A 25,488-nucleotide genomic window follows, 5' to 3' on the forward strand; every position below is an offset into this window, starting at 1 on the left:
TAATTTTTTATTGTTTATCTGTTTACTTTTACCTAGTCTATTAACCTTTTTATTCCCTATATCAATCTTTTATATTTTTTACACCATCTACACACCTATTTTACGAAACTGAGCATTATTATTCGTACTATTAATGGTTGATTTACTCCCCATTAACTCCCATACCTTATAATACTTCTAGAAAGGTAGCCGATCTCCCTTTCCAAGAGAATTGTTTTACTCCTTGTCCAAAATATGTAATAACTTCCTTCTCTCTTGGTCCTGGCTGCCTTTTTTTACTGAAGAGCCTATCCCTCCCGATATAACTCCCTTTCTTAGGCTCTTCATTTTTTTCTATGACGGACAATCCTTCTTAAACGTACTTTACGATAAAATACTTTTAATTAACTACATTTCAGGAAACAATCATGTCTAAAAAAATTGCATCTGCAAGAATCTCTGAAAAGAGTTCACAACTTCTACAAGATCTCAACAACTCACTGCCGTTTGACAAAGTACTTTATAAAGAAGATATAGAGGGTTCACGTGCCCATGCCTATATGCTTTGCGAGCAGGGTATCATCTCTAAAGAGGACTATGAGAAGATAGAAGGCGGACTCTATGAGATACTGGGTGAAATAGAGTCCGGTGTATTTAAATTGGACGGGGATGATGAAGATATCCACATGTCCATAGAAGGAAGACTGACTGAAAAGGTAGGAGATGCGGGTAAACGTCTGCATACAGCACGTAGCCGTAATGACCAGGTCGCACTTGATTTTAGACTCTATGTACAGAACAACACAAAGGCCATTGCAGATCTGCTTTTAGAGAACATTACTACGCTTGTAAAGGTTGCAGAAGAGAATGCAGAGACGATGCTTCCTGGTATGACACACTTACAGCATGCGCAGCCTATAAACTTCGGTTACCATATGATAGCCTATGCCAGCATGTTTAAACGTGATTATGAGCGTTTTATGAGCTCTTATGAACGTAATAACTATTCTCCTATAGGTTGTGCAGCCTTAGCTGGTACACCACACCCGATTAACAGACAGACCACTTCAGATAAACTCGGCTTCAATGCTCCTACTCTGAACTGTCTTGATACGGTAAGTGACAGAGATTTTGCACTGGAGATACTCTTTAACATCTCTACAATGATGATGCATATGAGCCGTTTGAGTGAAGAGCTTATTTTATGGTCTGCTAGTGAATTTAAGTGGGTGACACTCTCAGATCGTCATGCGACTGGTTCTTCCATCATGCCACAAAAGAAAAACCCTGATATACCTGAACTTCTCAGAGGAAAAACAGGACGTGTGAATGGTAACCTTATTGCACTCCTTACCGTGATGAAAGGACTCCCACTTGCTTACAATAAAGATATGCAAGAGGATAAAGAAGGAGTATTTGACTCTGTTAAAACAGCCATCATTTCTCTACAGGTGCTTGAAGAGATGATAGCAGAGATGACAGTGAATGCAGACAAAATGGAAGCCGCATGTATGATAGGCCATCTCTCGGCAACAGATCTGGCAGACTACCTCGTAAAAGAACAAGGTCTTCCGTTTAGAGATGCCTACCACATCACCGGTAATGCAGTGAACCTGGCAGAAGAGAAAGGTCTGGATATCTCAGAACTTTCTTTGGAAGACCTACAAAGTGTAGATAGCCGCATCGGTGAAGGGGTAGTAGCACTTCTTGACAACCGTGCTTCTATGAATGCCCGCCAGTCTGAAGGTGGTACGGCAACTGCTAGAACTCTTGAACAGGTTGAGAGTATGAAGGGTTGGTTAAGTAAACAAAATTAATATCTTATTTTTTTTAAAACTTTTCATAGTACAATGTAAATCAATTATTAATGTTAAAAGCTAAACTTGTTGTGAAGCAAGGACAGAAAGTCATGGGTCTTTAGTGCAAAGATCGCCAGACCGCACATTTTCTTATATATAGATAGTTCTGCCTTTTTTACTTCCTAACTTTTAACAATGATATGATTCAAACCCAATCAAAGGATCATTGTGAAGAAATACCTGTTTTTTTATATCATCACCTCACTTTTTCTTTTTGCAAATACTTCATCTCCATCGAAATCTAAGGGTCTCAAAGCAGACTTGGTGACAGTAGTAAAATCTCAAAGAAAGATGTACCTTTCATGTAAAGGCAAGATCTTAAAAAAATATGACATTGCTTTAGGCGGTAACCCTGTAGGGCATAAGAGAGTAAGAGGTGACCAAAAGACGCCTGAGGGAAAATATAAGCTCGATTATTTCAAACCCAACAGCTCTTTTTATAAAGCTTTGCATATCTCCTACCCAAATAGAAAAGATCATCAAAATGCAAGGAAATTGGGTAAAAGTCCCGGAGGATCGATCATGATCCATGGACAACCCAATAACAGAGAGATCAAAAAGTCATTTTTCCAACGCTATAATGATTGGACTGCAGGGTGTATCGCATTGGAAAATGATGAGATGGATGAAGTTTTACATCTTGTGAATGTGGGAACCCCGATCCACATTAAGCCTTGAGTTTTTCATCTGCTTATTGACTATGATGAACAGGAGAGGCAGATATTTTTGTGTGCTTCTGGTGTCTCTTCTGCGAAATGTTCGAACTCCGGCAGTTCATCATAAGGGTGCGCTGCGATATAGAGCAGGGTTTCTACCATAGAAAAATCCCCTTTTTGTGCAAGCTCTATCGCTTCTTGGAGCATATAGTTTTTCAAAACATATTTTGGATTGGTCTTCAGCATCGCTTTTTGACGCTCGTTTTGTGAGCGTGTCTCTTTAGCCAAACGTGCATCATAGAGAGTAAGCCAACTGTCAAGTGGGACTGGATTCATGGCGAGTTCAAAGATGGGCATCCTATCTCCATCATATCGGCTGAGGGTTCTAAAGAAAAGGGTATAGTCGACATAGGCCTCTTGCAGTGTGCCTACCAGTTCTGTGATGAGTTCGACATCTTCATTTAACTTCAACTCCAGTCCCAGTTTTTCACGCATCACATCGATATAGGCATCAGGGTAGAGGAAGTTTCCAAAATCATCGAGCTTCTTCTGCATTCTGTTCTTATCGATCAGAGGGGTGAGAGCCTTGGAGAGCATGGTGAGGTTCCAGTAGGAGACATTGGGCTGATCACCGTAGCTGTAGCGGCCTGCTTTATCGGTCTTATTACAGACAAAGCCGTAGTCAAAATCATCCAGCATGGCATAGGGCCCGTAGTCGATGGTGAGACCTACGATGGACATATTGTCCGTATTCATTACCCCATGGTTGAAGCCTATCCCTTGCCACTGAGCGATCAGATTTGCCGTACGCTCTACAACTTCACAAAAAAACTTATAATAGCGGTTTTCATCATCCTGCAAGTGCGGGTAGGATTCGGTGATGACATAGTCGGCTAGGGATCTGAGCTTGTCATACTCTTTAAAGTAGTAAAAATATTCGAACGTACCAAAACGTACCCAACTTGGTGACATGCGCATGACGATGGCCCCGCGTTCTATCTGGTTTCGCAGGATCTTTGTTTGCGATCCGATGATGCCAAGGGCCCTTGTCGTGGGAATGCCAAGATGGTGCATTGCTTCGCTCATCAGGTACTCCCGTATGGAAGAAGGGAGAGCTGCACGACCGTCTGAACTGCGTGAGTAGAGTGTTTCTCCACTCCCTTTGGTCTGGAGGTGCCAGCCATTGATGCTTCCCAGGTTGATAGCCCTTCCATCTCCCAGACGCGGTGCGTAATTGCCGAACTGATGTCCTGCATAGCACATGGAAAAGGTACGTGCCCCTTTGGGGATGAAGGTACCGTTGAGCAGTGCTACAAAGCGGGGATCATCTTTCACACTGTCATCAAGGTCTATCAGTGCTGCCGCCTTGGGATTGAAGCTGATCAAATAGGGATCATCCAGCGGTGTGGGCTCGGTCATGTCGTAAAATTCGCTATCGAGCGAAAGATACGGGGTTTCAAAATTAAGGTTATCAAGTGTCATACAGAGGTTTTACAGTGGTTATCCTTAAGATATGATAAGCTTTTACCAAGATGTATAGGGTCTTTCAACCAAATTCGCATTAAAATACCGTATATCCTCCGTCACCTCTTTCGTTACCCACTCGGGTAGGGAAAACACTTCCTTTTCACTCTCCAGTTCTATTTCGGCGATCATGAGACCTTTGTTGGATCCCTCAAAGATATCGACTTCCCATGTATGGCCCTCATACTCTATAAGGTAGCGTGTTTTCTCTACGCGTGAGGCGTGGCAGAGGTTTGTGAGCATCTCTTCTGCATCATTCAGGGGGATGGGATACTCGAACTCTAAGCGTGAGGCACCCTGGCTTTTGCCTTTGATGGTAAGAAAGGCCTCTTGACCACGGACGCGTATACGCACGGTGGTATGGTCTATCGTCTGGATGTAGCCCTGTTTGATGGTGTAACCGTTTTGCAGCGTGGGTAGTTTGGTTTCGTCTATGAGGAATTTACGTTCTATTTCTACACCCATGATGTGCCTTTTGCAGTAAAATATAAGTCATATAGTGTACACTATCACAAATAAATCTTAGGAATAAATATGAACGTATCAGTAGAGTATCTTGGCGATAAAAAATTTAAAGCGAACACCATAAAGTCTTCTTTCACTTTAGACTGTAAAGAGATCACACCTGTGGAGTATTTTGCAACAGGGATCATAGGGTGTACAGGGATAGACCTTGTGATGATGGCTGAGAAGGATGGTTTTGAAGTAACAAATTACTCTGTAAAAGCAGAGATAGAGAGAACAGACTCCGTACCTATGAAATTTGCATCGATGCATATCATTTACGAGTTTGATGGAGCGTTCGATGCAACGAAAGCGAAGCGTTATATAGGTGCTTCTTTGGAGAGTTACTGTACAACGGTGAACTCTATCCGTGATTCAGTGAAGGTGAGCTATACGATCATCCAAAATGGTGAGAAGATCGCTGACAAAGAAGAACTTGTCTCCATGAGCGTACCGCTTGAAGACGGTTTCGGAGGAGCTTGCTGTTCGTAGGCTTTAAAGCTCCTCTATCTTAGAGAGGAGCTTTGAAATACTTTTGGCCTTTTGTTTCTTTCCATCCACTTTTGCTACAGGCTGTTTCTTGCACTGTTTGCACATACTAATACATGACTTCACTGTAACCGCATCATAAGGAAAAGCTTTGGTAAGTTTCTTCTGAAGCTTATCTACTTTTGAGAATTTTTTACATAGTTGTATCTTCATAGTCTACTATAGCATATTTTTCCTGCTTCAGATACTTTTTACTGTTAGGGGAGTATCATAATGTTAGATTATAAATTAAAAGGACATAGTATGAACCCTGTAGAACAAGATATTGAAAGAAGAAAAGGTGAGATCGTAGCAGAAGTGAATGCACTTTTTCATGCAAATATGAAGTTTACTGACTGGGATGTACCTGAAGCTGATAATGCACTGGCTGCAAAACTGATCTTAGAGATCATGCAAGAGGCACTGGATGGGTTGAAAGCAAAATTGGATGCGGGTGAATTCAAATAGTTTTCTATAAAAAATGTAGAGAGTGATCTCATTCTCTCCTGTTTACAGAGGAGAGAAGATCTTAGATCAGTCCAAGTTCTGCCATCAGTGCTTTGATCGTAGGTGAAAGTTCACTGAGTTCCTGCATGAAAGTACCTGAAGCCATATCTTCCCTGTACCACTCTTCGATACGTTTCATCGAGTCACTTTTCTCTTCTTCGCTCAGTGTTTGAGATTTATCAATGGTATCTTTGATCTTTTCTAAATGCTTTAAATTAGTATCGCTCATTTTCTATCCTTTTTGTAGATCTTGTTTAATTATTATAGAACGATAATACTTTCAAACATCTATGATACGACCTAATAGACATTTCGTTATAATGCCAACCTAATTTCCCACATATGGATAGATACATGATACAACTTACAAACCTCTCTAAAAGCTTTGGGGGACAAACCCTTTTTAAAGATGTCAATCTCAAACTTTCACCCGGACAGAAGATCGGACTTGTCGGACGTAACGGGTCTGGTAAATCGACGCTTTTCAAGATCATCCTTGGTGAAGAGAGTTATGATTCCGGAGATGTGAGTATCCCTAAGAACTATATGATAGGTACACTTAAACAACATCTTGTATTCACAGAAAAGACAGTACGTGAAGAGTGTGCACTGGTACTTCCTGAAGATGAACAGTGGAACTTTTACAAGATAGAAAAACTGCTTTTTGGACTGGGGTTTTCGGCTGAAGATCTTGAGAAAGACCCTTTGAGTTTTTCCGGAGGGTACCAGATACGTATTAATCTTGTAAAACTTTTGGCAACAGAACCCAATATGCTGTTACTGGATGAGCCTACCAACTACCTTGATCTCCCTTCTCTACGCTGGCTAAAAGGCTTTATTAAAGAGTTTGAGGGAGAAGTGATACTCATCACGCACGACCGTGACTTTATGGACGCTGTGACGACCCATACGATGGGTATACAGCGTAAAGGACTTCGTTTGGTACAGGGTGACACGCATAAATACTATGCCACACTTGAAATGGAAGATGAAACGTATGAAAAGACGAAGGCAAACCAGGATAAAAAGCGAAAAGAGCTCGAAGAGTTTGTAGCAAGAAACAAGGCCAGAGCATCTACAGCGGCACTGGCACAGTCCAAGCAAAAAGAACTCGACAAAATGGATGAGATGGAAGATCTGCAGAATGATGCGACGTTATCATTTAATTTCAAATATAAAGAGACCCCTGCAAAAATTGTTTTACGTGCAGAAGATCTGGGTTTTGGGTACAACCCTGAAGCACCGCTTTTTCAAGGTGTTACTTTTGCTCTGGAGAAGGGGAAACGTCTGGCAATTATCGGTAAGAACGGTAAGGGTAAGTCAACGCTGCTGAACTATATCGCAGGAGAACTGCCGCTCCAACAGGGGAAGCTTGATTTTCATCCTTCTACCACGTTCGCGCACTTTGGACAGACCAACATTGAAAGATTGAATGTCTCATCAACGATCATTGATGAGATCGCTTCGGTCAATAAAGATATAGGGATACCCGAATCACGCAGTATCGCCGGGCGTATGATGTTCTCAGGAGACCTTGCCGATAAAAAGATAGAGGTACTCTCGGGGGGAGAGCGCAGCCGTGTCATGTTGGGAAAGATCATCGCAACCCCTGCAAACCTTCTCTTCCTTGATGAACCTACCAACCACCTGGATATGCAGTCCATCGATGCTCTGGCAGATGCCATTGATGCCTTTGAAGGTTCTCTCATCATGGTCACGCACTCGGAAATGCTTTTAAGAAGATTGGCTGATGCACTGATCATCTTTCATAAAGGTGGGGCAGAGTATTTTGAAGGTACCTATGATGAATTTTTGGAAAAGATAGGCTGGGAAGAGGAAGAAGGCGCTGCGCCTAAAAAGAAAAAACCCAAGATCAACCATAAAGAACGAAAAAAACTGCGTAAAGCTGTGACACAGGAACGTAATGAACTGCGTAAACCTTATACCAAAGAGATCAAGCTTTGTGAAGAAAAGATCGAGGCGCTTGAAGCAGAACTTGAGGTGAAAAATGCAGCGCTTGAAAAAGCATCAAACACTACTGACAACGATGCCATAATGGAACTTTCACGTGAGGCAGGCCTTATACAGCAGGAAGTGGACGCACTCTTCGAACGTTTGGAGATCGCTACGGAAAAAGATGAGAAGATCGTGGAGGAGTATGAGCTCAAGCTTGAGGAGATAGATGCTTAGCATCCGGTTTTATTTGTTTTTTAGATTTCCTTAACAATCGAACAGTGGTGATGTTACCCTCTTCATTTTTTTAGAAAAAACGAAGCAAAAAAGCGTCGTGACTCTCGAATCGCTTCGCTTTCAAGGTCGTTCGCACGACAATATTTTATTAATATATGGACTAGCGTCACTTACTGATTGTTTTTATTTGGAAATTCTGTCAATCACACAAAGTCTGCTTTGTCACTGTGAACACCTTTGTAAGCATAGCGATTTGAGAACAGTGACGACTTTTGCTTACTTTTCTATAAAAGTAAGCGGGGAAACAATATCACAAGTTTGATGTTAAGGGAGTTTTTTAGATGAAGGAAATAAATTCCCCAAAAGAGTTTTTATAAACTCTTATGCGGATCTTCGTGGCTGTGGTCCCAGGTGAGTTTTCCTCCGCCTAACAGGTGGAAATGTAAGTGGAATACCTCTTGTCCTCCGTCTGGACCATTGTTCGTAATGAGTCTGTATCCTGATTCATCTATACCGACTTTAGTCGCGACTTCTTGTGCAAATTCAGTGAGTCCTGCCATGGTCTCCGGTGTAACATCCTGAAAACAATCTACATGTGTTTTCGGGATGATGAGAATATGGATAGGTGCCTTAGGGTAGAGGTCATGAAATGCTAAAAAGTGTTCACTCTCATGAACAGTATTGTTGGGAATTTCTTTGTTTACGATTTTGCAGAATATGCACATGCCGTGGTCCTTTGATCGGTTGATTTTTTCTTTTTTTTCTTATCATATCCACTTGTGTATACCCCTGTCAAGCAAGGCTGTATTTATAGTGAATCTAAGTTTCATAGGTGTAAAGTATAGCACAGATAAGTAGTAATAAATCCCATTGTTAGTAATTTTTAGATAAAATCACAACAATACACAGAAGTCATATAGAGGTTAAATGGAAAATTTAGAAGAGAAGATCATTCAGGCGGATTCACTTGAAGCATTAGAAAAAGTACGTGTTGAGCTTTTCGGGAAGAAGGGTGTTTTGGCAGCAGAGTTTGCGAAGATGAAAGATGTACCCGGTCCGGAAAAAAAAGCATTTGCAGAAGGACTGAACAAAAGTAAAGCCGCATTGCAAGCAAGTTTTGATGCACGTTACGAAGTACTGAAATCTGAAGAGATAGAAAAGGTACTAAAAAGTGAAGCGATAGATGTTTCACTCTATGGCACACTGGCACAAAAAGGTGCACTGCACCCGGTAATGGAGACGATGGATAAGATCATTGACTATTTTGTGGCGTTGAACTTTGCTGTGGAAAGCGGACCGATGGTAGAGGATGACTTCCATAACTTTGAAGCCCTTAACCTCCCTAAATACCACCCTGCACGTGATATGCAGGATACATTCTATTTTAAGGATGGCGGACTTTTACGTACACATACCTCTCCTGTACAGATACGTACGATGATGGAGACCAAACCGCCTATCCGTATGATCGCTCCGGGAAGTGTGTTTAGACGTGATTATGACTTGACCCATACACCGATGTTCCATCAGGTTGAAGGTCTTGTGGTAGATGATAAAGGCAAAGTGAGTTTTGCGAACCTCAAGTCCATATTGACGGATTTCCTACAGTATATGTTCGGGGATGTTGACGTGCGTTTTAGACCTAGTTTCTTCCCGTTTACCGAGCCTTCTGCTGAAGTGGACATCTCTTGTATCTTCTGTGCCGGTGAGGGATGTAGGGTCTGTTCTCACACAGGATGGCTGGAAGTACTTGGATGCGGAATCGTTGATCCGAATGTCTTTAAAGCAGTAGGATACGAAGATGTGAGTGGCTATGCCTTTGGCTTAGGTGTAGAGCGTTTTGCAATGCTTATGCATAAAATACCTGATCTGAGATCTTTGTTTGAAGGTGATATTCGTTTGTTGGAGCAGTTTAGATGATAGTAACAAGAAGTTGGTTAAATGAATTTATAGACCTTAGCGGTGTCTCTAATGAAAAGCTTTATGAAACGTTTAACTCTATAGGACTTGAAGTAGACAGTCTTACACAAATAGAGATCGCGGAAAAAGTGGTCATAGGAAAGATCCTTTCTTGTGAAAAACATCCCGATGCAGATAAACTGAATGTATGTAAAATAGATGTGGGAAGCGGTACAAGACAGATCGTCTGTGGTGCTGCTAATGTGGTGGATGCAGAGTATGTGGCAGTAGCGACCATAGGTGCTGTACTTCCTGGTGACTTTGCTATCAAACATGCGAAACTTCGTGGTGTTGAGAGTGAAGGAATGGTGTGTGCCTCTTCTGAACTTGGACTACCTGATACAGGTAAAGGGATCATGATACTCGATGACAGTATCGGTGAACTTGAAGTGGGTAAAGAGTTACGTACTTATGAGAAGATCGCAGACACGATCATTGAGCTTGAACTTACAGCCAACAGAGGTGACTGTCTGAGCATTTATGGTGTGGCAAGAGACTTGAGTACGGCACTCGACATTGATCTGAAACCTTTTGAGTATAAACAAGAAGAGAAGATAAAACTCGGTATCGCCAGAGAAGCAGAGCTTCACCATTCAGGTGAAATGGATGCAGACCTGCATTATAAACTTGCTACGATAGAACAGATATCAAATAGTTTTATTGTACAGTTGCGTTTAGCCATGATAGGGGTAGAAGCCGAAGGAAAACTTGCAAGTATGCTGGCATATGCAACACATACCACAGGTGTTGTGCTACGTGCATATAACAGTAAAATATTCCGTAATGATGAAAATAAGATCTCTGTGCATACAGTAGCAAAAGCAAAAGGTATTATCGAGATCATCGGAAATGAGAAAGTGCTTTCCGTTGTGGGTGTGCAGCAGGAAGAAGCGTGTACAGCCAATGATAATACAAAAGAGCTTTTGATAGAAGCAAGCTACATCAACCCTGATACTTTGGTTGAGGCAGTTGCAACTACTTCTTTGAAAACGGATGAACTCTATTACAAGACATCCAGAGGTTCCAACCCTGATCTTCAATTCGGGCTATCGTTCCTGGCCTCTATGATGGACAATTATACAGATATCTCCTGTTATGAAGGTTCATTGATCGTAAGTGCGGAAAAAGAACATGAAACCGTGATTGTTGATGCAAACGAGATCTCCTCTATCATCGGTATGGATCTTGAAATGGGAAGGATCGTATCGATACTTCAAAAACTTGGATTTGAGATCAATTCTATGGGGCATGACCTGGTTGCTGCAGTGGTACCTCATTTTAGACATGATATTAAACATTTACAGGATATTGCAGAAGAGATTGTACGTATCGTAGGTATCAATAACATAGAAGCCAAACCTTTTGTATTTGCTGAACAACCGCGTCTTAATGCGACAAGTGATAGATATAAGACAAAAAAAGCGTTTAAGAACCGTGCAGTGGGTGTCTCCTTCTATGAGAATGTCTCGTATGTATTTTCTCAAAGAGCGCTTTTGGAAAAATATGGTTTTGCGACGGTAGATGAAGCACTGGAACTCGCAAACCCTATCGCAGAAGAGCTCAATACATTGAGATCTACAATATTGGTCAATTTGCTTAATGCAGTGAAGCGCAATGTAAGTTACAGTAAAAAATCGATCCCTCTGTTTGAAATAGGTGCAGTGTTTGGAAGTAAAAGAGAACAAAAAGAGGTGATTTCTTTTGTCTTCTCGGGACAGGTTGAAGGTGAGAATGTAAGAAATGCCGGTAAACCGCAGATGATCGACTTTGCTTCTTTTACACAAAAAGTAGGTGCAGTGGTCGGTGCGTTTGAACTGGTACCTTGTACGTATGAAAATGGGCTGATCCACCCGTATCAGTCTGCCAACATCATTGTAGACGGTAAAGTGTGCGGATTCATTTCAAAGCTGCATCCGACAGTACAGGAAAGCTTTGATGTCCCTGTGACATTCATCGCGGAACTTGATTTTGATGTGTTGTTACCGACACATATCAATGCGACACCTGTCTCTAAGTTCCAAGGCGTTTATAAAGACCTCTCTGTAGTGATCGATAAATCTTTGAACTACTATGAAGTGGCTCAAGTACTGAATGCACTGGAACTTCCAATGCTTAAAGATAGCTATCCTGTAGATATCTATGAAGATGAGAATTTGGGTGATAAGAAAAGTCTTACAGTACGTTTCTTCATCCAATCTATGGACAGAACACTTGAAGATAGTGATATAGAAGCAGTGATGGGTCAGGTCATGACTGCACTTGAGACAGAATGTAAAGCGGAATTGAGATAAAGATGAAAATACAGTTAGCTTCTAGTTACGGTTTTTGTTTTGGTGTGAAAAGAGCTATCGAGATAGCTGAAGCACATAGAGGATCTGTGACGTACGGGCCTCTGATCCATAACAAAGATGAGATCAATAGACTCAAAGAAGGGTTTAACATCGGTCTTGCTGAACGTCTTGAAGATATCGAAACGAATGATGCTGTGGTGATCCGTACACATGGTATCCCAAAAAACGAATTGGCTGTGTTAAAAAGTCAAGACCATAAAGTGATAGATGCAACATGCCCTTATGTAACTACCCCGCAAAATATTGTACAAAAGATGAGTGTAGAGGGGTATAGCATCGTGATCTTTGGTGATAAGGATCATCCGGAGATCAAAGGTGTAGTGAGTTATGCCGAAGATCCGGAAGATGCGTTTATCGTACTTGAACCTGAAGAGTTGGAATCACTTCCTTTGAAAGGGAAGGTTGCCGTGGTTTCTCAAACCACAAAAAAACCTGAAGATTTCGCAAAGATCGTGACAGCCTTGCTGGAAACACGTAAAGAGGTAAGGGTCTTTAATACGATCTGTACTGCAACATTTGAAAACCAGGACGCAGCAGCGGAACTGGCTAAAAAAGCTGATGTGATGATCGTCATTGGAGGCAAACACTCTTCCAATACCAAACAGCTGCATAGTATCTGTGAGCGTCACTGTAAAGACAGCTACCTCATAGAGAATGAACAAGAGCTTGAAGCTAGTTGGTTTGATGGGAAGGAACTTTGTGGTATCTCTGCCGGTGCTTCTACACCTGACTGGATCGTACAAAATGTGATCAACAAGATACAAGAGATGAAAAAGGTAGATGAGGTTATATGAACACACTGACACTCAAACCCATTTCCAAAATAGAAGGGGAGGTCAATCTTCCGGGATCTAAAAGCCTTTCAAACAGGGCTTTACTGCTTGCATCATTGGCAGAGGGGACCACAAGGATCACCAATCTTTTAGAGAGTGATGATACAAGACATATGCTCAATGCACTCAAACAGCTTGGTATCGACTATACCCTTTCAGAAGATAAAACAGAGTGTACCGTGATCGGTAATGCAGGGGCGATACACAGTGCCAATCTGCAGGAACTCTTCCTAGGGAATGCAGGTACAGCGATGCGGCCGCTTTGTGCGGCACTCTGTCTTGGTACAGGTTCTTATCTGCTTACGGGAGAACCTCGAATGAAAGAGAGACCTATAGGACATTTGGTCGATGCTTTGAGAGAAGCAGGTGCAACGATCAGTTATCAGGAAAATGAAGGATACCCGCCTCTGCTGATAGAAGCCAATGGACTCTCCGGCGGTGATGTGAAGATCGATGGTGCTATCTCAAGTCAGTTCCTCACAGCACTTTTGCTTGCTGCACCTCTGGCAAAAGAGGATATGACGATCTCCATTATCGGAGAGCTGGTCTCTAAACCCTACATTGATATCACACTGCATATTATGAAAGAGTTTGGGGTAGAGGTCGAGAATGACAATTATCAGACCTTTAAAGTCAAAAGTGGACAAACCTATCAAGCTGTAGAGACGTTTATGGTAGAGGGGGATGCTTCTTCTGCTTCTTATTTTTTAGCGGCTGCTGCGATCAAAGGCGGTACAGTCAAAGTCACAGGTATCGGGAAAAAGAGTATTCAGGGAGATGTGCAATTCGTTGATGTACTTGAAAAAATGGGCGCTATCGTAGAGTGGGGTGATGATTATGTAGCGGTAAGCAGGGGAGAACTTCATCCTATAGATATGGATTTCAACCATATACCTGATGCTGCTATGACCATAGCCACAACAGCACTTTTTGCAGAAGGCACTACGACACTTAGAAATATCTATAACTGGCGTGTAAAAGAGACAGATAGACTCTTTGCCATGGCAACTGAACTGCGCAAGGTCGGAGCGGAAGTAGAAGAGGGGGAAGACTACTTAAAGATCACCCCACCTAAACAACTTAAACATGCAGCGATTGATACATATGATGATCATAGAATGGCCATGTGTTTCTCTCTTTTAGCACTCGACCCGGTCTCTGTGACCATCAACGAACCTGAATGTACTGCTAAAACTTTCCCTACATATTTTAAAGTACTAGAGAGTATTTCTTCTTAAAAATACTTAAAAAAATAGTATTATAAGCATATTAAAGTCACAGGCTACATCGGCAAATAGCTACTATTGGTCTGCTATTCATATAGCTTGTGATACTTTCTCCTATAAGCCATATTTATGGTTAAAATAGTATAATAACGCAAAATTAGGCACACATAAGGATAGGTATGAAGTTCGAAGATATCGAAATAGAAGATGTAGATTTTGAGGCGATGCTTGAGGAATCGTTTAAAAAGTCAGAGTCAAAAAGTGATTTAGTTACAGGTACAGTTGTTAAGATAGATGAAAAAGATAATATATCAGTTGTTGATATCGGTGGCGGCAGAGATGCAACACTTGCACTTGATGAACTAAGAGATGAAGAGGGTAACCTTGCATTTAACGTAGGTGACACAATTGATGTTGTGAACTTGGGAAGAGGCCGTATTTCTCATAAAGCGGCATTAAGCAGAGCAGCACTCAATGAATTTATCGCTGAGTATGATGAAGACCAAGAGTATATCATCGAAGGTGTGATAACAAAGACAAACAAAGGTGGTTATGTTGTGGACTGTGATGGTCTAGAATTCTTCATGCCACGTACACTCTCTTACCTCTCTTCAAAAGTGGATCCAACAGGTAAAAAAGTAAAAGCAGTTATCGTTAAAGTAGACAAAGATAAAGGTTCAGTTGTTGTTTCTAGAAAAGAGTTGATTGAGCGTGACAAAGCAAAAACGGATGAGATCGTTGCTGAACTTCTTGAGAAAAAAGAACCGGTAGTCGGTACAATTAAGAAAATTACTTCTTATGGTATGTTTGTAGATGTAGGTGGTATTGACGGTCTTGTTCACTACTCACAGATCTCTCATAAAGGTCCAGTGAACCCATCTAAATATTTCTCTGAAGGTGACCAAGTCAATGTGATCGCTTTAGACTATGATAAAAAGAAAAGACATCTTTCACTCTCTATTAAAGATGCAAATCCTGATCCTTGGGCTGATATTGATTCTATCATCGGTGTGGGTGATACAGTCACAGCTACAGTTTCTAACATTGAACCTTATGGTGTATTTGTTGATCTCGGTGAAGATCTTGAAGCATTCCTTCATGTATCTGAGATCTCTTGGGATAAAAATGTGAAGCACCCGAAAGATTACCTTGAACTTAATTCAGAGATCAATGTTGAAGTGATCGAGATCGATAAAGAGGGTAGAAGATTAAGAGTGAGCCTTAAAAATCTTCTACCAAAACCTATGGATGCATTTACAGCTGAACACAAAGTGGGTGATGTAGTGACTGGTACAGTAACATCGATCACTGATTTTGGTGCATTCGTAAAAGTGGGTACAGTCGAAGGTCTTCTTCACAATCAAGAAATTTCTTGGGACAAAGCAAAGAATGCAAAATCTGAACTTAACGTCGGTGACGAAGTTGAAGTGAAGATCATTAAAATTGACAGAGATGCAGGTAAGATCTCATTGAGTAAAAAAGCACTGGAAGATTCACCGGTCAAAGCATTTGCTCAAACGCATAAAAATGGATCTATCGTAACAGGAACTGTTAAAGATAAAAAAGAGTTCGGTGTATTTATTTCACTTGAAGACAATATTGATGCATTGATCAGAACAGAAGATCTTCATCCGCTTAAATTTGACGAGATTGAAAAAGGTCAGGAGATCAAAGGTGTGATCAGCTTTATTGATCCTAACAATGATAGAATCAGAGTTTCTGTAAAAAGACTTGAGCGTCAAGAAGAGAGAGATGCAATGGAACAGCTTAATTTAGAGCAAGATGACAGCATGACTCTTGGTGATGCTTTTGGTGATAAGTTTAAAAAATAATTCTTAGAATAAAGCTTTAAATTCTCAAAAGAAGGGAGTGTGTACTTAAACACATTTCTTTCTTTTTGATTCCTAATATTGAGTTGCCTTTAGTAGGTGGTTCATACGATTCATCGTATCCTCACGTACTTTATGGTACTTTAATTTCACAAAAATAAAGGTTATAAGATGTCAAAAAAGACGATTGTTGTTTGTGACCATATCCACCAGGATGGATTGGATATTCTCGCTAATGATAGTGAAATAGAATTTATAAATGCAGCAGATGAGCCTAAAGATAAGCTCCTTGCCGAGTTCATCCCTTTAGCTGATGTTGCCATTACACGTTCTTCTACAGATGTAGATGATGCATTTTTAGCACAAGCTAAAAAAGTAACAGCAGTGGTACGTGCAGGTGTAGGTGTCGATAACGTAGATATCCCTGGATCTAGTAAACAGGGTATTGTTGTAATGAATGTGCCTACAGCAAACACTATCGCAGCAGTTGAGCTTACAATGACGCATATGCTATCATGTGTAAGAACCTTTCCTTATGCGCATAACAATCTTAAACTCGATCGTGTATGGAGAAGACAAGACTGGTATGGTACGGAACTTAAAGATAAAAAATTGGGTATCATTGGTTTTGGTAATATCGGTTCACGTGTAGGAAAAAGAGCGAAAGCATTTGAAATGGATATTGTTGCCTATGATCCATACATTGATCCAAGTAAAGCAACAGATCTAGATATCGGATACACGAAGAATTTTGAAGATATTCTAGCATGTGACATCATTACGATCCATACACCTAAAAACTCTGAGACGATCGGTATGATTGGTAAGGATGAAATAGCGAAAATGAAAGATGGCGTGATCCTTATTAACTGTGCGAGAGGTGGTCTTTATGACGAAGATGCACTTTTAGAGGGTCTTACTTCAGGTAAGATCGCTATGGCTGGTATCGATGTATTTAACAAGGAACCAGCAACGGACCATCCGCTTCTTGATCTTGATAATGTGACTGTAACACCTCACCTTGGAGCAAATACAAAAGAATCACAAAAAAATATTGCGATCCAGGCAGCTGAAAATGCGATCGCGGCAGCAAAAGGTATTGCATACCCTAATGCACTTAATTTACCTATTAAAGAAAATGAACTGCCTGATTTTGTAAGACCATACCTGGAACTGATACAAAAGATAGGTCATTTGTCTGCACAGATCACAAAAAGTGCTGTGAAGTCTATTAAGGTAAGTGCAGCTGGACCTGTTGCAGAACATTTGGAATCTATGGGAACATTTGCAACGGTAGGTGTGCTTACAGAATCTTTAGGGGATCAGATCAACTACGTCAATGCTGAATTCGTTGCAGATGAACGTGATATAGAGATCACCAAAGAAGTAAAACCGAACAACAGTGGATTTACGAATAAAGTCGGTGTGAAACTGACAACTGCAGCAGGAACTATCTCTATCGCTGGTACAGTATTTGATGACACTGAACAACGTATTATCGAGATCGATGATTATATCCTGGATGTTGATCCAAAAGGAACCATGATCTTCTTCAGAAATACAGACACTCCGGGTGTGATCGGCGATGTAGGTAGGATCATGGCAGAGAATGGTCTGAATATCTCTGACTTTAGATTAGGACGTGACAGCAAGAAACAAGCACTGGCTGTGGTACGTGTAGACGGTCAAGTCAAGAAAGAACTTCTTGAACAACTTGCTTCCTTGGAAGCATGTATCAGTGTTGCTCACGCAACACTTTAATAACTAAGTGGGTTCCCCACTTAGTCTCTTTTCATTCCTCTTTTTATTTATCCATACACTATTGATTACAATTTAACCAAATAACCTGTTGCATTCATAACGAAGTTCAAGTATACTAATTATTGTATCATCTTATATATGTTATAATGCAAACTTATTTTATGATGACTGTGGTAATCAAGTGCTACTTTAGTTATAATATAAGATAATCTTGGATAAATGGAGTCTCTCTTATGAAAAAATATCTTATTTTTCTTTTGGCTTGGCCCTTATTTGCCGGTTTAGATAATCTTGATATTGATCAGGCTATTGCCATGCTCAAAAATAAGAATCTGGAATTAAAAATTTCCCATTTCAATGAACAGATGAAGGCATATGAAACTGCTGCTGCCAAAGGGAATCATTACGGTAAATTGGATGTGTCTGTATCAGGGATGCGTTCCAACGACGCAGGGAATGTATTTGGATTTAAGTTACAAAGCAGGGAAGCCACGTTTGGAGATTTTGGAGCACAAGAGTTCTTTGAGAACTACAATTCTGGTGCAGATCCATTTACACCGCCACCACAAGCATTAAATTATCCGGAAGCAAGAAACCACTATCAGACAAAGATCTCTTATCTGCTGCCACTCTATACCGGTGGAAAACTCTCAGAGTATGGACGTATCACGGAAGCGATGCATCGCATGAGCCAGTGGGATACACAAAAACTTATCAATGAAAAGATCTTTCAGACCAAAAAAGCATTTTACGATATCTCTTTGGTAGAGAACTATATTGTAAACCTTTCCAAGATCATTCAAAACATCAGTCGTTTGGAAGTGATCGTCAAAAGTATGGGTGAAGAGGGGTATACTCAAGAGATCGATCTGCTTGAGGTTCAGGCCCGTAAGGCAGAAGCAGAGAGTATGTACAACCAAGCCAAACTCAATAAAGACCTGGCCTATCAATTTCTTTCATTTTTATTGAACACAGAAGTAAGTTCCATCAAAAAGGTCAATGATATGGCACCACTACCAAAGGTGGAGACTGCAGAAGTAGAAAATCATAATATAGATATACAAAAAGCACTCTTGGGATTGCAGATCAGTGAAATGGCCGTAAATGTTGAAAAAGCGAATTATTTGCCTACGGTCGGTGCTTTTGGTGAGTATGGGAGTGCAGATGATGAAATGTGGAATGAATTTCGAGACAAAGATGCTTATACCGTTGGGATCCAGTTGAAGTGGAATATATTTAATGGTGGAATTGATGCAGCAAATCTTGAAAAAGCAAAAGTAAATCATCTTAAAGTACAAAATGAAGTTTCACTGGCTAAATCCGGTATTGCGTTGAAGGTAAAAAAACTTCAAACGGAGATCCTAAGTAGGAATGCGGATGTAAAGAGTTACCAAAAACAATTGCGTTTTGCACGAAAAGTCTATGAAAACTACCGTTCAAGATACCAGGAGGGTATTGTTTCAATTTCAGATGTACTCATGAAGCAATCCAAGGAATTGGAAGTATTGCTCAAGTTGCTTACGTTAAAGAATGAACGTAATACCAAGATATTTGAATTGAACAGTATTTTGAACAGAGGAGGAAATGTATGAATCACTTTATGAGACTAATTGTTTTGGTATTGATGGTTACATCTGCACATGCTATAGAGATCGAATTAAGCGGTTCTGTCATATCGGATAATCAAAAGATACTCACCAGTCGTTACATGGGGTATGTAAGAAATATGGCTGTATCCGAGGGTGACATTGTGAAGAAGGGACAACTGCTTTACGAGATCGATTCAAAAGAGATAGAGTCAGCTGAGAGACAGGTGGACCTGGCTATTTCTCAAGCGAGACTCTCTCTACAGATGAATGAAAACCAATATAATAATGTGCTAACCAATCTTGCAAGACATGAAAGACTCTATGAGAAGAAGATGGTTTCCAAGTATGAATATGAAATGCTGCAACTTTCTGCCAAAAACCTTAAAGATATGGTTACCATTGCTGAACAGCAGGTGAAACAAGCCTTGGCGAAGAAAGATGAAGTATTGAATCAGTACAATTATTTGAAGATCCATGCACCCAATGATGGTGTCATTGTCGATAAACGTCTCAATGAAGGTGAAATGGCAATTCCCGGTATGCCAGCAGTCACACTCACGGATCTGAGTAAGTTGAGTATCGTAGCAGAACTAAGTGAAACACAATTAAAATATATCAATTTAGGTAAAAAGGTTGATATAGAGATACCTTCTATCGGTTTCAGTACAGTGGGTGAAATAAGTTCGATCATACCTAGTTCAAATCCTATGACGCACAAATTTAAGATCAAAATGAAATTTGATCGTAAGGATAGTGCTTCCGTTTATCCTGGTATGTATGCCAAAATCATGATCAAGTAGGCATGGATGGAACATACACAAGAGTATAAAATAGTCAATATAGCAGGAAGACTTGCGAAAAGTTTTTTACGTAATCCCTTAACGATAGTTCTGGGTGCCATGTTACTGCTGATCGGATATATAGCGCTCACGACAATGCCCAGAGAAGAAGATCCTCAAATTGCTATATCCGGCGGTGCTGTGATCGTTGCTATGCCGGGAGCTACACCTCAAGAGGTAGAAAATATCATTATCAATCCCTTAGAACGTAAATTACGTGAAATACATGGGATCGAACATATCTATGGCATGGCAATGGAAAATGTAGGTATTGTGAATGTCATGTACTATATAGGTGAAGACAGGGAAGACTCAAATTTAAAACTCTATGACAAAGTCATGCAAAATATGGATCTTATGCCTAAGGGTGTTATGCAGCCAAGTGTCAAGCCCTTTGATATCGATATTGATATCCCTATCGTGACAGTGGCATTTTATCCCAAAGCAAAAAGTACTATAGACGAAGTTGAACTTTTTAAAACGGTCAGAAGAGTCCAGCAAAAAATCAATGCTGTTGACAATGTAGCTAAAACATTACTCAAAGGTGAGAGAAAAGCACAATATAATATCGAAGTTGACATGGGAAAACTCTCAGCATATCACCTCTCTTTGGGACAGATCATGCAGGCAGTACAATCTTTGGCTGTTTCGGTACCTGATGTAAAGGGTAGAACGAAAGAGAATCACTTAGTGATCTTTGGTGTCAAAAATGCTATTGAAAGTGTGGATGATGTGGGGGATGTGATCGTGGCACAGTATATGGGGTCACCTATATACCTCAAAGATGTTGCAAAAGTAAGTGAGGGCGTTGATAGACAAAACTTTCAAACAGCAAAGATATTATTAAGAGAAGACAAGCATCATGAAAAGAGTGTAGAGCATGAACCGGCACCCTTACAACAAAGTATGAGTGAAGAGAAAAATCAAATCACACTCACCGTCGCAAAACTTGCAGGAACCAATGCGGTATTTGTTGCTGAAGATGTACTAGATGTGCTCAAAGAATATGAAGCAGAATTTGAAAAATTAGGTATTGGGTATTTGATCACAAGAAACTATGGTGTACGGGCAAATGAGGCAGTCAATGAACTGATGCATCACTTGATCATTACGATCGTGATCATCGCTTTAATGTTGGTTTTTGCTTTGGGGTGGAGAGAATCTATCATTGTAACATTTACGGTACCGGCCATTTTGGCAGTCACACTGTTTACTGCATGGATGACAGGGCAGACCATGAACAGGATCACACTTTTTGCACTCTTGCTCTCCTTGGGATTACTTGTGGATGCTGCTATTATCGTGATTGAAAATATTCATAGACATTTACACAGCCATGGGGTTGAAAGCAAAGAGATGGATGCACTTTTAGTGGAAGCAACAGATGAGATCGGTGCACCGACAAATATCGCAACATTGGCTATTATCTTAACGATGGTTCCTATGGCATTTGTTGGCGGGATGATGGGGTCATTTATGAAACCTATCCCCTATAATGTACCTGTTGCACTGATCGCTTCATTGTTTGTAGCCTATATCTTTACGCCTTATTTGAGTTTAAAGTTATTGAAAAAACCAGAGCATGGTCAAGATTATGAATCGGATGAGGAAGAAGGATCAATAGAATGAAAAAATTTGAAAGTTTTATTTATGATATTCTTGATAACAAGTCAAAGAAAAAACTGGTAATTACTTTAACTGCTGCAGCATTTTTCTTGGCACTTTTAATGTTTCCGACTAAATTGGTACGGGCAAAAATGTTACCGGGGAAAAGTGATAATACATTTTCTATTTATATTGATACACCTACAGGTTCCTCTATAGAACAGACAAAGGCTGTAAGTGACTGTGTAATTGACTTTATCAAACAAGAAGATGAAGTGATGAATATAGAGCTTTTCCTAGGACAGGGTATTCCACTTGATTATGCAGGGTTGGTCAAAGGTACAAGTATGAAACGTAATGAAAATGTTTCAGAGATATGTGTAAACCTTACGGACAAGCATCATCGTGAAGAACCGTCATTTCTTATGGTACAGCGTTTAAGACCTAAGATACAGGAGGGATGTAGCTCTTTGACAAAGGGTACGAGCATTAAATTTATAGAGCAGCCATCCGGACCACCAACCATGGCATCCATCGTTGTTGAAGTGCATGGTGATGATCTAGAAAAAATAAGAGGTCTCGCTGTGGAGGTAGCAGATGTGTTATCACAAACAGAAGGTTTGGTTGATATAGATGTGATGGCAGATGAAGAGTATGAAAGATATGAACTTATACCAGACAAAGATAAAATTGCCAGAAGCGGTTTAGGTGTGGATCAGGTAAACAATATCATCTACCTTGCTTTTGAAGGTATGGTCATCGCACATAAGAATTCTCAAAATTCACCCGATCAGATACCGATATTTTTAGTATTGGATAATAGCAGTAAGAAATTACCTCTATCAAATGAAGATGCATTGCAAAGCAAACTCTCTTCATTGAACTTAATGAATAAGCAGGGTATGATGGTCTCATTGAGTGAAGTGGTTACGATCCGTAAAGTGAAGTCAAATCCTATGATCATGCATAAAAATCTTTCCCGTATGATCAATGTGATCGCAGAAACTGATATGGTTTCACAAGTATATCCCCTTTTGGATGCACGCAGTATGATGCTTGAAAAATTTGAAAAAGAGTATATTGTGACTACAGCAGGATTGTCAACGCATATGTTTGATTTTACTTTAGAAGACAAAAAAACACATGAAAAATTCCATATCTTTTGGGATGGTGAAATGAAAGTGACACTTGATACTTTCAGGGATCTTGGTGCTGCATTTATCACTGCTTTGATACTGATCTTCCTGTTATTGGTCATTTATTATAAGAGTTTTGTGATCAGTGGTATGGTCCTGTTAGGTTCATTCCTCTCACTTATCGGGGTGATCGTAGGACACTGGGTGGCAAACTGGTTCACTTCTGAGACATTCTTTCTGACGGCTACTTCTCTTATCGGGTTTATCGCCTTGATAGGGATAAGTTCAAGAAACTCACTGCTTCTTATAGATTTTGCGAAGTCTTTGATGGAGATGGAGGGTATCAAAAAACGTAGAGCTATCGCTATTGCAGCAGCAACCAGGGCAAAGCCTATTGCTTTGACAGCCGTTGCTATTATTTTGGGGTCTGCACTGCTGGCCGGAGATCCGGTATTTGGCGGGCTTGGTGTCGCACTTATTTCAGGTACGGTTGCAGCTGTATTTGTTTCACTGCTTTTTATCCCAGTACTGATGGATAATGCAAAATCAATGGATTTTGAGCCAGTGCACCCTTCTGAAGAACATCGTAATATTTCTATCACCAAGTGATCCTCTGTTGGTCCCTATTGAGGGCCCACTACAATATTTTACCAAGCATTTGCTATAATCATGCATTATTTTTAAGGAGCTACAATGGCTACAGTTGGAATGGGTGATATCAAAAAAGGTACAAGACTCGAAATTACAGGAAACCCGTATAAGGTGACGGATTTTCAACATGTGAAACCAGGTAAAGGTGCAGCATTTGTACGTATGAAGATCAAAAACCTTGCTACAGGAAAAACGATTGAAAAAACCGTACATGCAGGTGATAAATTTGATGTACCGGAACTTGAACAAAAAACGATGCAATATCTTTATGATGATGGTGAGTTTTTACAGTTTATGGATACGACAACGTTTGAACAGATCGGGCTTACACATGAACAAGTAGGTAAAGATACGTTTGATTTTATGATAGACGGTATGGAGGCGGAAGTCCTATTCCATGGAGGTCAAGCGATCTCTGTTGAGATACCTCAAACGGTTGTACTTAAAATCGTAGAAACACCGCCTAACTTCAAAGGTGATTCACAAGGTGGGAAAAAACCGGCTACACTTGAAAGTGGTGCTGTCGTACAAGTACCTTTCCATGTGCTTGAAGGTGAAATGATCAAAGTAGATACAGTTGAGGGTAAATATTTGGAGAAAGCCAAATAAATACTTTTCTGGTTTTCATCTACAAACCTATCTTGAGACTGAACCATCCAAATAAAATACCTTTGGATGGTTCAATGACTTCTTTTTTTTTTCTCTCTCTCATATATACCTTATTAACTATTTTTTTGCATTGCATCTGTTATGAAAGTTATGGTGCTATATGGTTTGTTACGAAAGGTGCTGGATTAAACGCTGCGAAAAGTCATTGAGTTTGGAATACATATTAAGAAAGTAGATACTTTCTTAATATTTGTTTGGAGCAAATGTCTATGTATCAAGACACTTTTTTAAGAGTAGTTAATACGCATTCGCGTATAGAGTATCTTAACTGTGTTTAGCTTTAGAATCTTCAGTTGTTTTCGGTTGAGCGGAAACTTTCACTGATGTCTCTTGAGAATCTTTTGTGAGTGTAAGTGCAGCTTGTTTCATATCTTCAAACATCTCTCCAAAACTAAAGTCTGCTTGTACATTTGTTAATAAAGCCGCGAATGCTACTGCTGTAACGATGATTTTTTTCATATGTGTAACCTTTTTTATAAATTATTTATAAATACTATCAATTATTATTTTATATATATCTTAAATCTAAACATAAATTATAATTTTTACAAATATAATATTATTATGTAATAACTATTTTAAGTTGAAACTATATGTAATGGTCATTTCCGGATCGTATCTATTTTAACATTAGTATTTACTAATAGGTAAGTTGTTATAATCGTGTCATTACAGCGTTCTTTTAGAAGAGTATGACGCTACACAAAGGATGAAATATGGCAAGTGTATTAATACCTATAGCAAAAGGTTTTGAAGAGTTAGAAGCGGTAGCTCTCATAGATGTGATGCGTCGTGGGGGTATAGAGGTGCGTGTAGCATATTTGGAAGATCAGTTCCAGGGCGATTTGGTCTTGGGAGCAAACGGAATCACACTGCAGGCGGATACTTCCATCAAAAATGTCATCAGTGATGACTTTGATATGATGGTGCTTCCCGGCGGTTGGGGTGGCACACATGCTTTGGCTGAAAATGCAAGGGTGATTGAACTTTTGCAAGAGTTTAAAGCTACAAAAGTGGTAGGTGCCATGTGTGCTGCACCTTTCGCACTTAAAAAAGCCGGTGTTCTAGGCAGTGAATATACCTGTTACCCCGGTGCCAAAGAGGATATAGACCATCCTGGATACAGAGATGATATGAAAGTGGTGACCGATGGAAATGTTATGACTTCTCAGGGCCCTGGTACCGCTGTCTGTTTTGGGCTTGCCATTGTAGAAAGACTGGTAGGTAAAGAGAGTATGCAAGCTGTAAAAGATGGGATGCTTTTAGACTATTGTTAAGAAACTACCCGTCATA

General features: G+C 40.1%; 23 protein-coding genes and 1 riboswitch. Of the genes, 17 read left to right on the plus strand and 6 right to left on the minus strand.

Translation table 11 applies throughout. The features are described 5' to 3' along the window. Positions 1–407: 407 nt before the first annotated feature. On the plus strand, positions 408–1,796 hold the full coding sequence (argH, locus tag SULAR_RS00010) for an argininosuccinate lyase (RefSeq protein WP_008241664.1): 1,389 nt from the start codon (positions 408–410) through the stop codon (positions 1,794–1,796). Positions 1,797–1,845: 49 nt separating this feature from the next. Next, a riboswitch (cyclic di-GMP riboswitch) is annotated at positions 1,846–1,924 on the plus strand. Between the two features lie 82 nt (positions 1,925–2,006). Further along, positions 2,007–2,516 (plus strand): murein L,D-transpeptidase family protein, encoded by a 510-nt coding sequence (locus SULAR_RS00015; protein ID WP_008241666.1) that lies wholly within the window; start codon positions 2,007–2,009, stop codon positions 2,514–2,516. Positions 2,517–2,536: 20 nt separating this feature from the next. On the opposite strand, the gene SULAR_RS00020 is transcribed toward SULAR_RS00015, so the two are convergent. Continuing rightward, positions 2,537–3,976: a YdiU family protein gene (locus SULAR_RS00020; RefSeq protein ID WP_008241667.1), complete on the minus strand. Its 1,440-nt coding sequence runs from the start codon at positions 3,974–3,976 to the stop codon at positions 2,537–2,539. 42 nt (positions 3,977–4,018) lie between these two features. After that, a complete protein-coding gene (locus SULAR_RS00025; RefSeq protein ID WP_008241669.1) occupies positions 4,019–4,483 on the minus strand; it encodes a CYTH domain-containing protein in 465 nt (154 codons plus the stop codon). Positions 4,484–4,552: 69 nt separating this feature from the next. On the opposite strand from SULAR_RS00025, the gene SULAR_RS00030 reads away from it, so the two are divergent. Further along, complete coding sequence (locus tag SULAR_RS00030; protein ID WP_008241672.1) at positions 4,553–5,014, plus strand: OsmC family protein; 462 nt, start codon at positions 4,553–4,555, stop codon at positions 5,012–5,014. Between the two features lie 3 nt (positions 5,015–5,017). Here the strand turns inward: SULAR_RS00030 and SULAR_RS00035 are convergent, their stop codons facing one another. Further along, positions 5,018–5,224, minus strand: coding sequence for a DUF1450 domain-containing protein (locus SULAR_RS00035; protein WP_008241674.1), 207 nt, complete (start codon positions 5,222–5,224; stop codon positions 5,018–5,020). A 90-nt stretch (positions 5,225–5,314) separates the two neighbouring features. Between SULAR_RS00035 and SULAR_RS00040 the strand changes: the two genes are divergently transcribed. Further along, positions 5,315–5,518, plus strand: a complete 204-nt coding sequence (locus tag SULAR_RS00040; RefSeq protein ID WP_008241676.1) for a hypothetical protein — start codon at positions 5,315–5,317, stop codon at positions 5,516–5,518. A gap of 61 nt (positions 5,519–5,579) precedes the next feature. Here SULAR_RS00040 and SULAR_RS00045 read toward each other — a convergent pair whose 3' ends face one another. Then, complete coding sequence (locus SULAR_RS00045) at positions 5,580–5,786, minus strand: hypothetical protein (RefSeq protein WP_008241679.1); 207 nt, start codon at positions 5,784–5,786, stop codon at positions 5,580–5,582. Between the two features lie 125 nt (positions 5,787–5,911). On the opposite strand from SULAR_RS00045, the gene SULAR_RS00050 reads away from it, so the two are divergent. Further along, on the plus strand, positions 5,912–7,747 hold the full coding sequence (locus tag SULAR_RS00050) for an ABC-F family ATP-binding cassette domain-containing protein (RefSeq protein WP_008241680.1): 1,836 nt from the start codon (positions 5,912–5,914) through the stop codon (positions 7,745–7,747). Positions 7,748–8,118: 371 nt separating this feature from the next. Here SULAR_RS00050 and SULAR_RS00055 read toward each other — a convergent pair whose 3' ends face one another. Continuing rightward, entirely contained in the window at positions 8,119–8,472 is a 354-nt protein-coding gene (locus SULAR_RS00055) for a histidine triad nucleotide-binding protein (protein WP_008241681.1), read from the minus strand. Between the two features lie 202 nt (positions 8,473–8,674). Between SULAR_RS00055 and pheS the strand changes: the two genes are divergently transcribed. The 11 genes from pheS (at position 8,675) to efp (ending at position 24,135) form a co-directional block, all read left to right on the plus strand. Next, complete coding sequence (gene pheS, locus SULAR_RS00060; protein WP_008241684.1) at positions 8,675–9,667, plus strand: phenylalanine--tRNA ligase subunit alpha; 993 nt, start codon at positions 8,675–8,677, stop codon at positions 9,665–9,667. Next, a complete protein-coding gene (gene pheT, locus SULAR_RS00065) occupies positions 9,664–11,997 on the plus strand; it encodes a phenylalanine--tRNA ligase subunit beta (RefSeq protein ID WP_008241686.1) in 2,334 nt (777 codons plus the stop codon). Before pheS ends, pheT begins: the two co-directional genes overlap by 4 nt. Before the next feature lie 2 nt (positions 11,998–11,999). Continuing rightward, a complete protein-coding gene (locus tag SULAR_RS00070; protein ID WP_008241688.1) occupies positions 12,000–12,851 on the plus strand; it encodes a 4-hydroxy-3-methylbut-2-enyl diphosphate reductase in 852 nt (283 codons plus the stop codon). After that, complete coding sequence (gene aroA, locus SULAR_RS00075; protein ID WP_008241690.1) at positions 12,848–14,128, plus strand: 3-phosphoshikimate 1-carboxyvinyltransferase; 1,281 nt, start codon at positions 12,848–12,850, stop codon at positions 14,126–14,128. The genes SULAR_RS00070 and aroA overlap by 4 nt, the downstream gene beginning before the upstream one ends. Positions 14,129–14,295: 167 nt before the next feature. Further along, on the plus strand, positions 14,296–15,948 hold the full coding sequence (locus SULAR_RS00080; protein ID WP_008241693.1) for a 30S ribosomal protein S1: 1,653 nt from the start codon (positions 14,296–14,298) through the stop codon (positions 15,946–15,948). Between the two features lie 168 nt (positions 15,949–16,116). Then, the gene (gene serA, locus SULAR_RS00085; RefSeq protein ID WP_008241695.1) at positions 16,117–17,706 is read left to right on the plus strand and encodes a phosphoglycerate dehydrogenase; all 1,590 of its coding nucleotides are present in this window, start codon (positions 16,117–16,119) and stop codon (positions 17,704–17,706) included. A gap of 233 nt (positions 17,707–17,939) precedes the next feature. Continuing rightward, positions 17,940–19,298 carry a TolC family protein gene (locus SULAR_RS00090; RefSeq protein ID WP_008241697.1) on the plus strand — a complete coding sequence of 453 codons (1,359 nt, stop codon included), beginning with the start codon at positions 17,940–17,942 and terminating at the stop codon, positions 19,296–19,298. Then, positions 19,295–20,095, plus strand: coding sequence for an efflux RND transporter periplasmic adaptor subunit (locus SULAR_RS00095; protein WP_008241698.1), 801 nt, complete (start codon positions 19,295–19,297; stop codon positions 20,093–20,095). Before SULAR_RS00090 ends, SULAR_RS00095 begins: the two co-directional genes overlap by 4 nt. Before the next feature lie 6 nt (positions 20,096–20,101). Further along, positions 20,102–21,763: an efflux RND transporter permease subunit gene (locus tag SULAR_RS11395; RefSeq protein ID WP_008241700.1), complete on the plus strand. Its 1,662-nt coding sequence runs from the start codon at positions 20,102–20,104 to the stop codon at positions 21,761–21,763. Then, positions 21,760–23,484 (plus strand): efflux RND transporter permease subunit, encoded by a 1,725-nt coding sequence (locus tag SULAR_RS11400; protein ID WP_008241701.1) that lies wholly within the window; start codon positions 21,760–21,762, stop codon positions 23,482–23,484. Before SULAR_RS11395 ends, SULAR_RS11400 begins: the two co-directional genes overlap by 4 nt. A gap of 84 nt (positions 23,485–23,568) precedes the next feature. After that, a complete protein-coding gene (gene efp, locus SULAR_RS00110) occupies positions 23,569–24,135 on the plus strand; it encodes an elongation factor P (RefSeq protein ID WP_008241702.1) in 567 nt (188 codons plus the stop codon). Between the two features lie 324 nt (positions 24,136–24,459). Here efp and SULAR_RS00115 read toward each other — a convergent pair whose 3' ends face one another. Beyond that, positions 24,460–24,654: a hypothetical protein gene (locus SULAR_RS00115; protein WP_008241703.1), complete on the minus strand. Its 195-nt coding sequence runs from the start codon at positions 24,652–24,654 to the stop codon at positions 24,460–24,462. A 257-nt stretch (positions 24,655–24,911) separates the two neighbouring features. Between SULAR_RS00115 and SULAR_RS00120 the strand changes: the two genes are divergently transcribed. Further along, entirely contained in the window at positions 24,912–25,472 is a 561-nt protein-coding gene (locus SULAR_RS00120; protein WP_008241704.1) for a DJ-1 family glyoxalase III, read from the plus strand. Positions 25,473–25,488 lie beyond the last annotated feature (16 nt).

This window comes from Sulfurovum sp. AR, from assembly GCF_000296775.1.
Classification (GTDB): domain Bacteria; phylum Campylobacterota; class Campylobacteria; order Campylobacterales; family Sulfurovaceae; genus Sulfurovum; species Sulfurovum xiamenensis.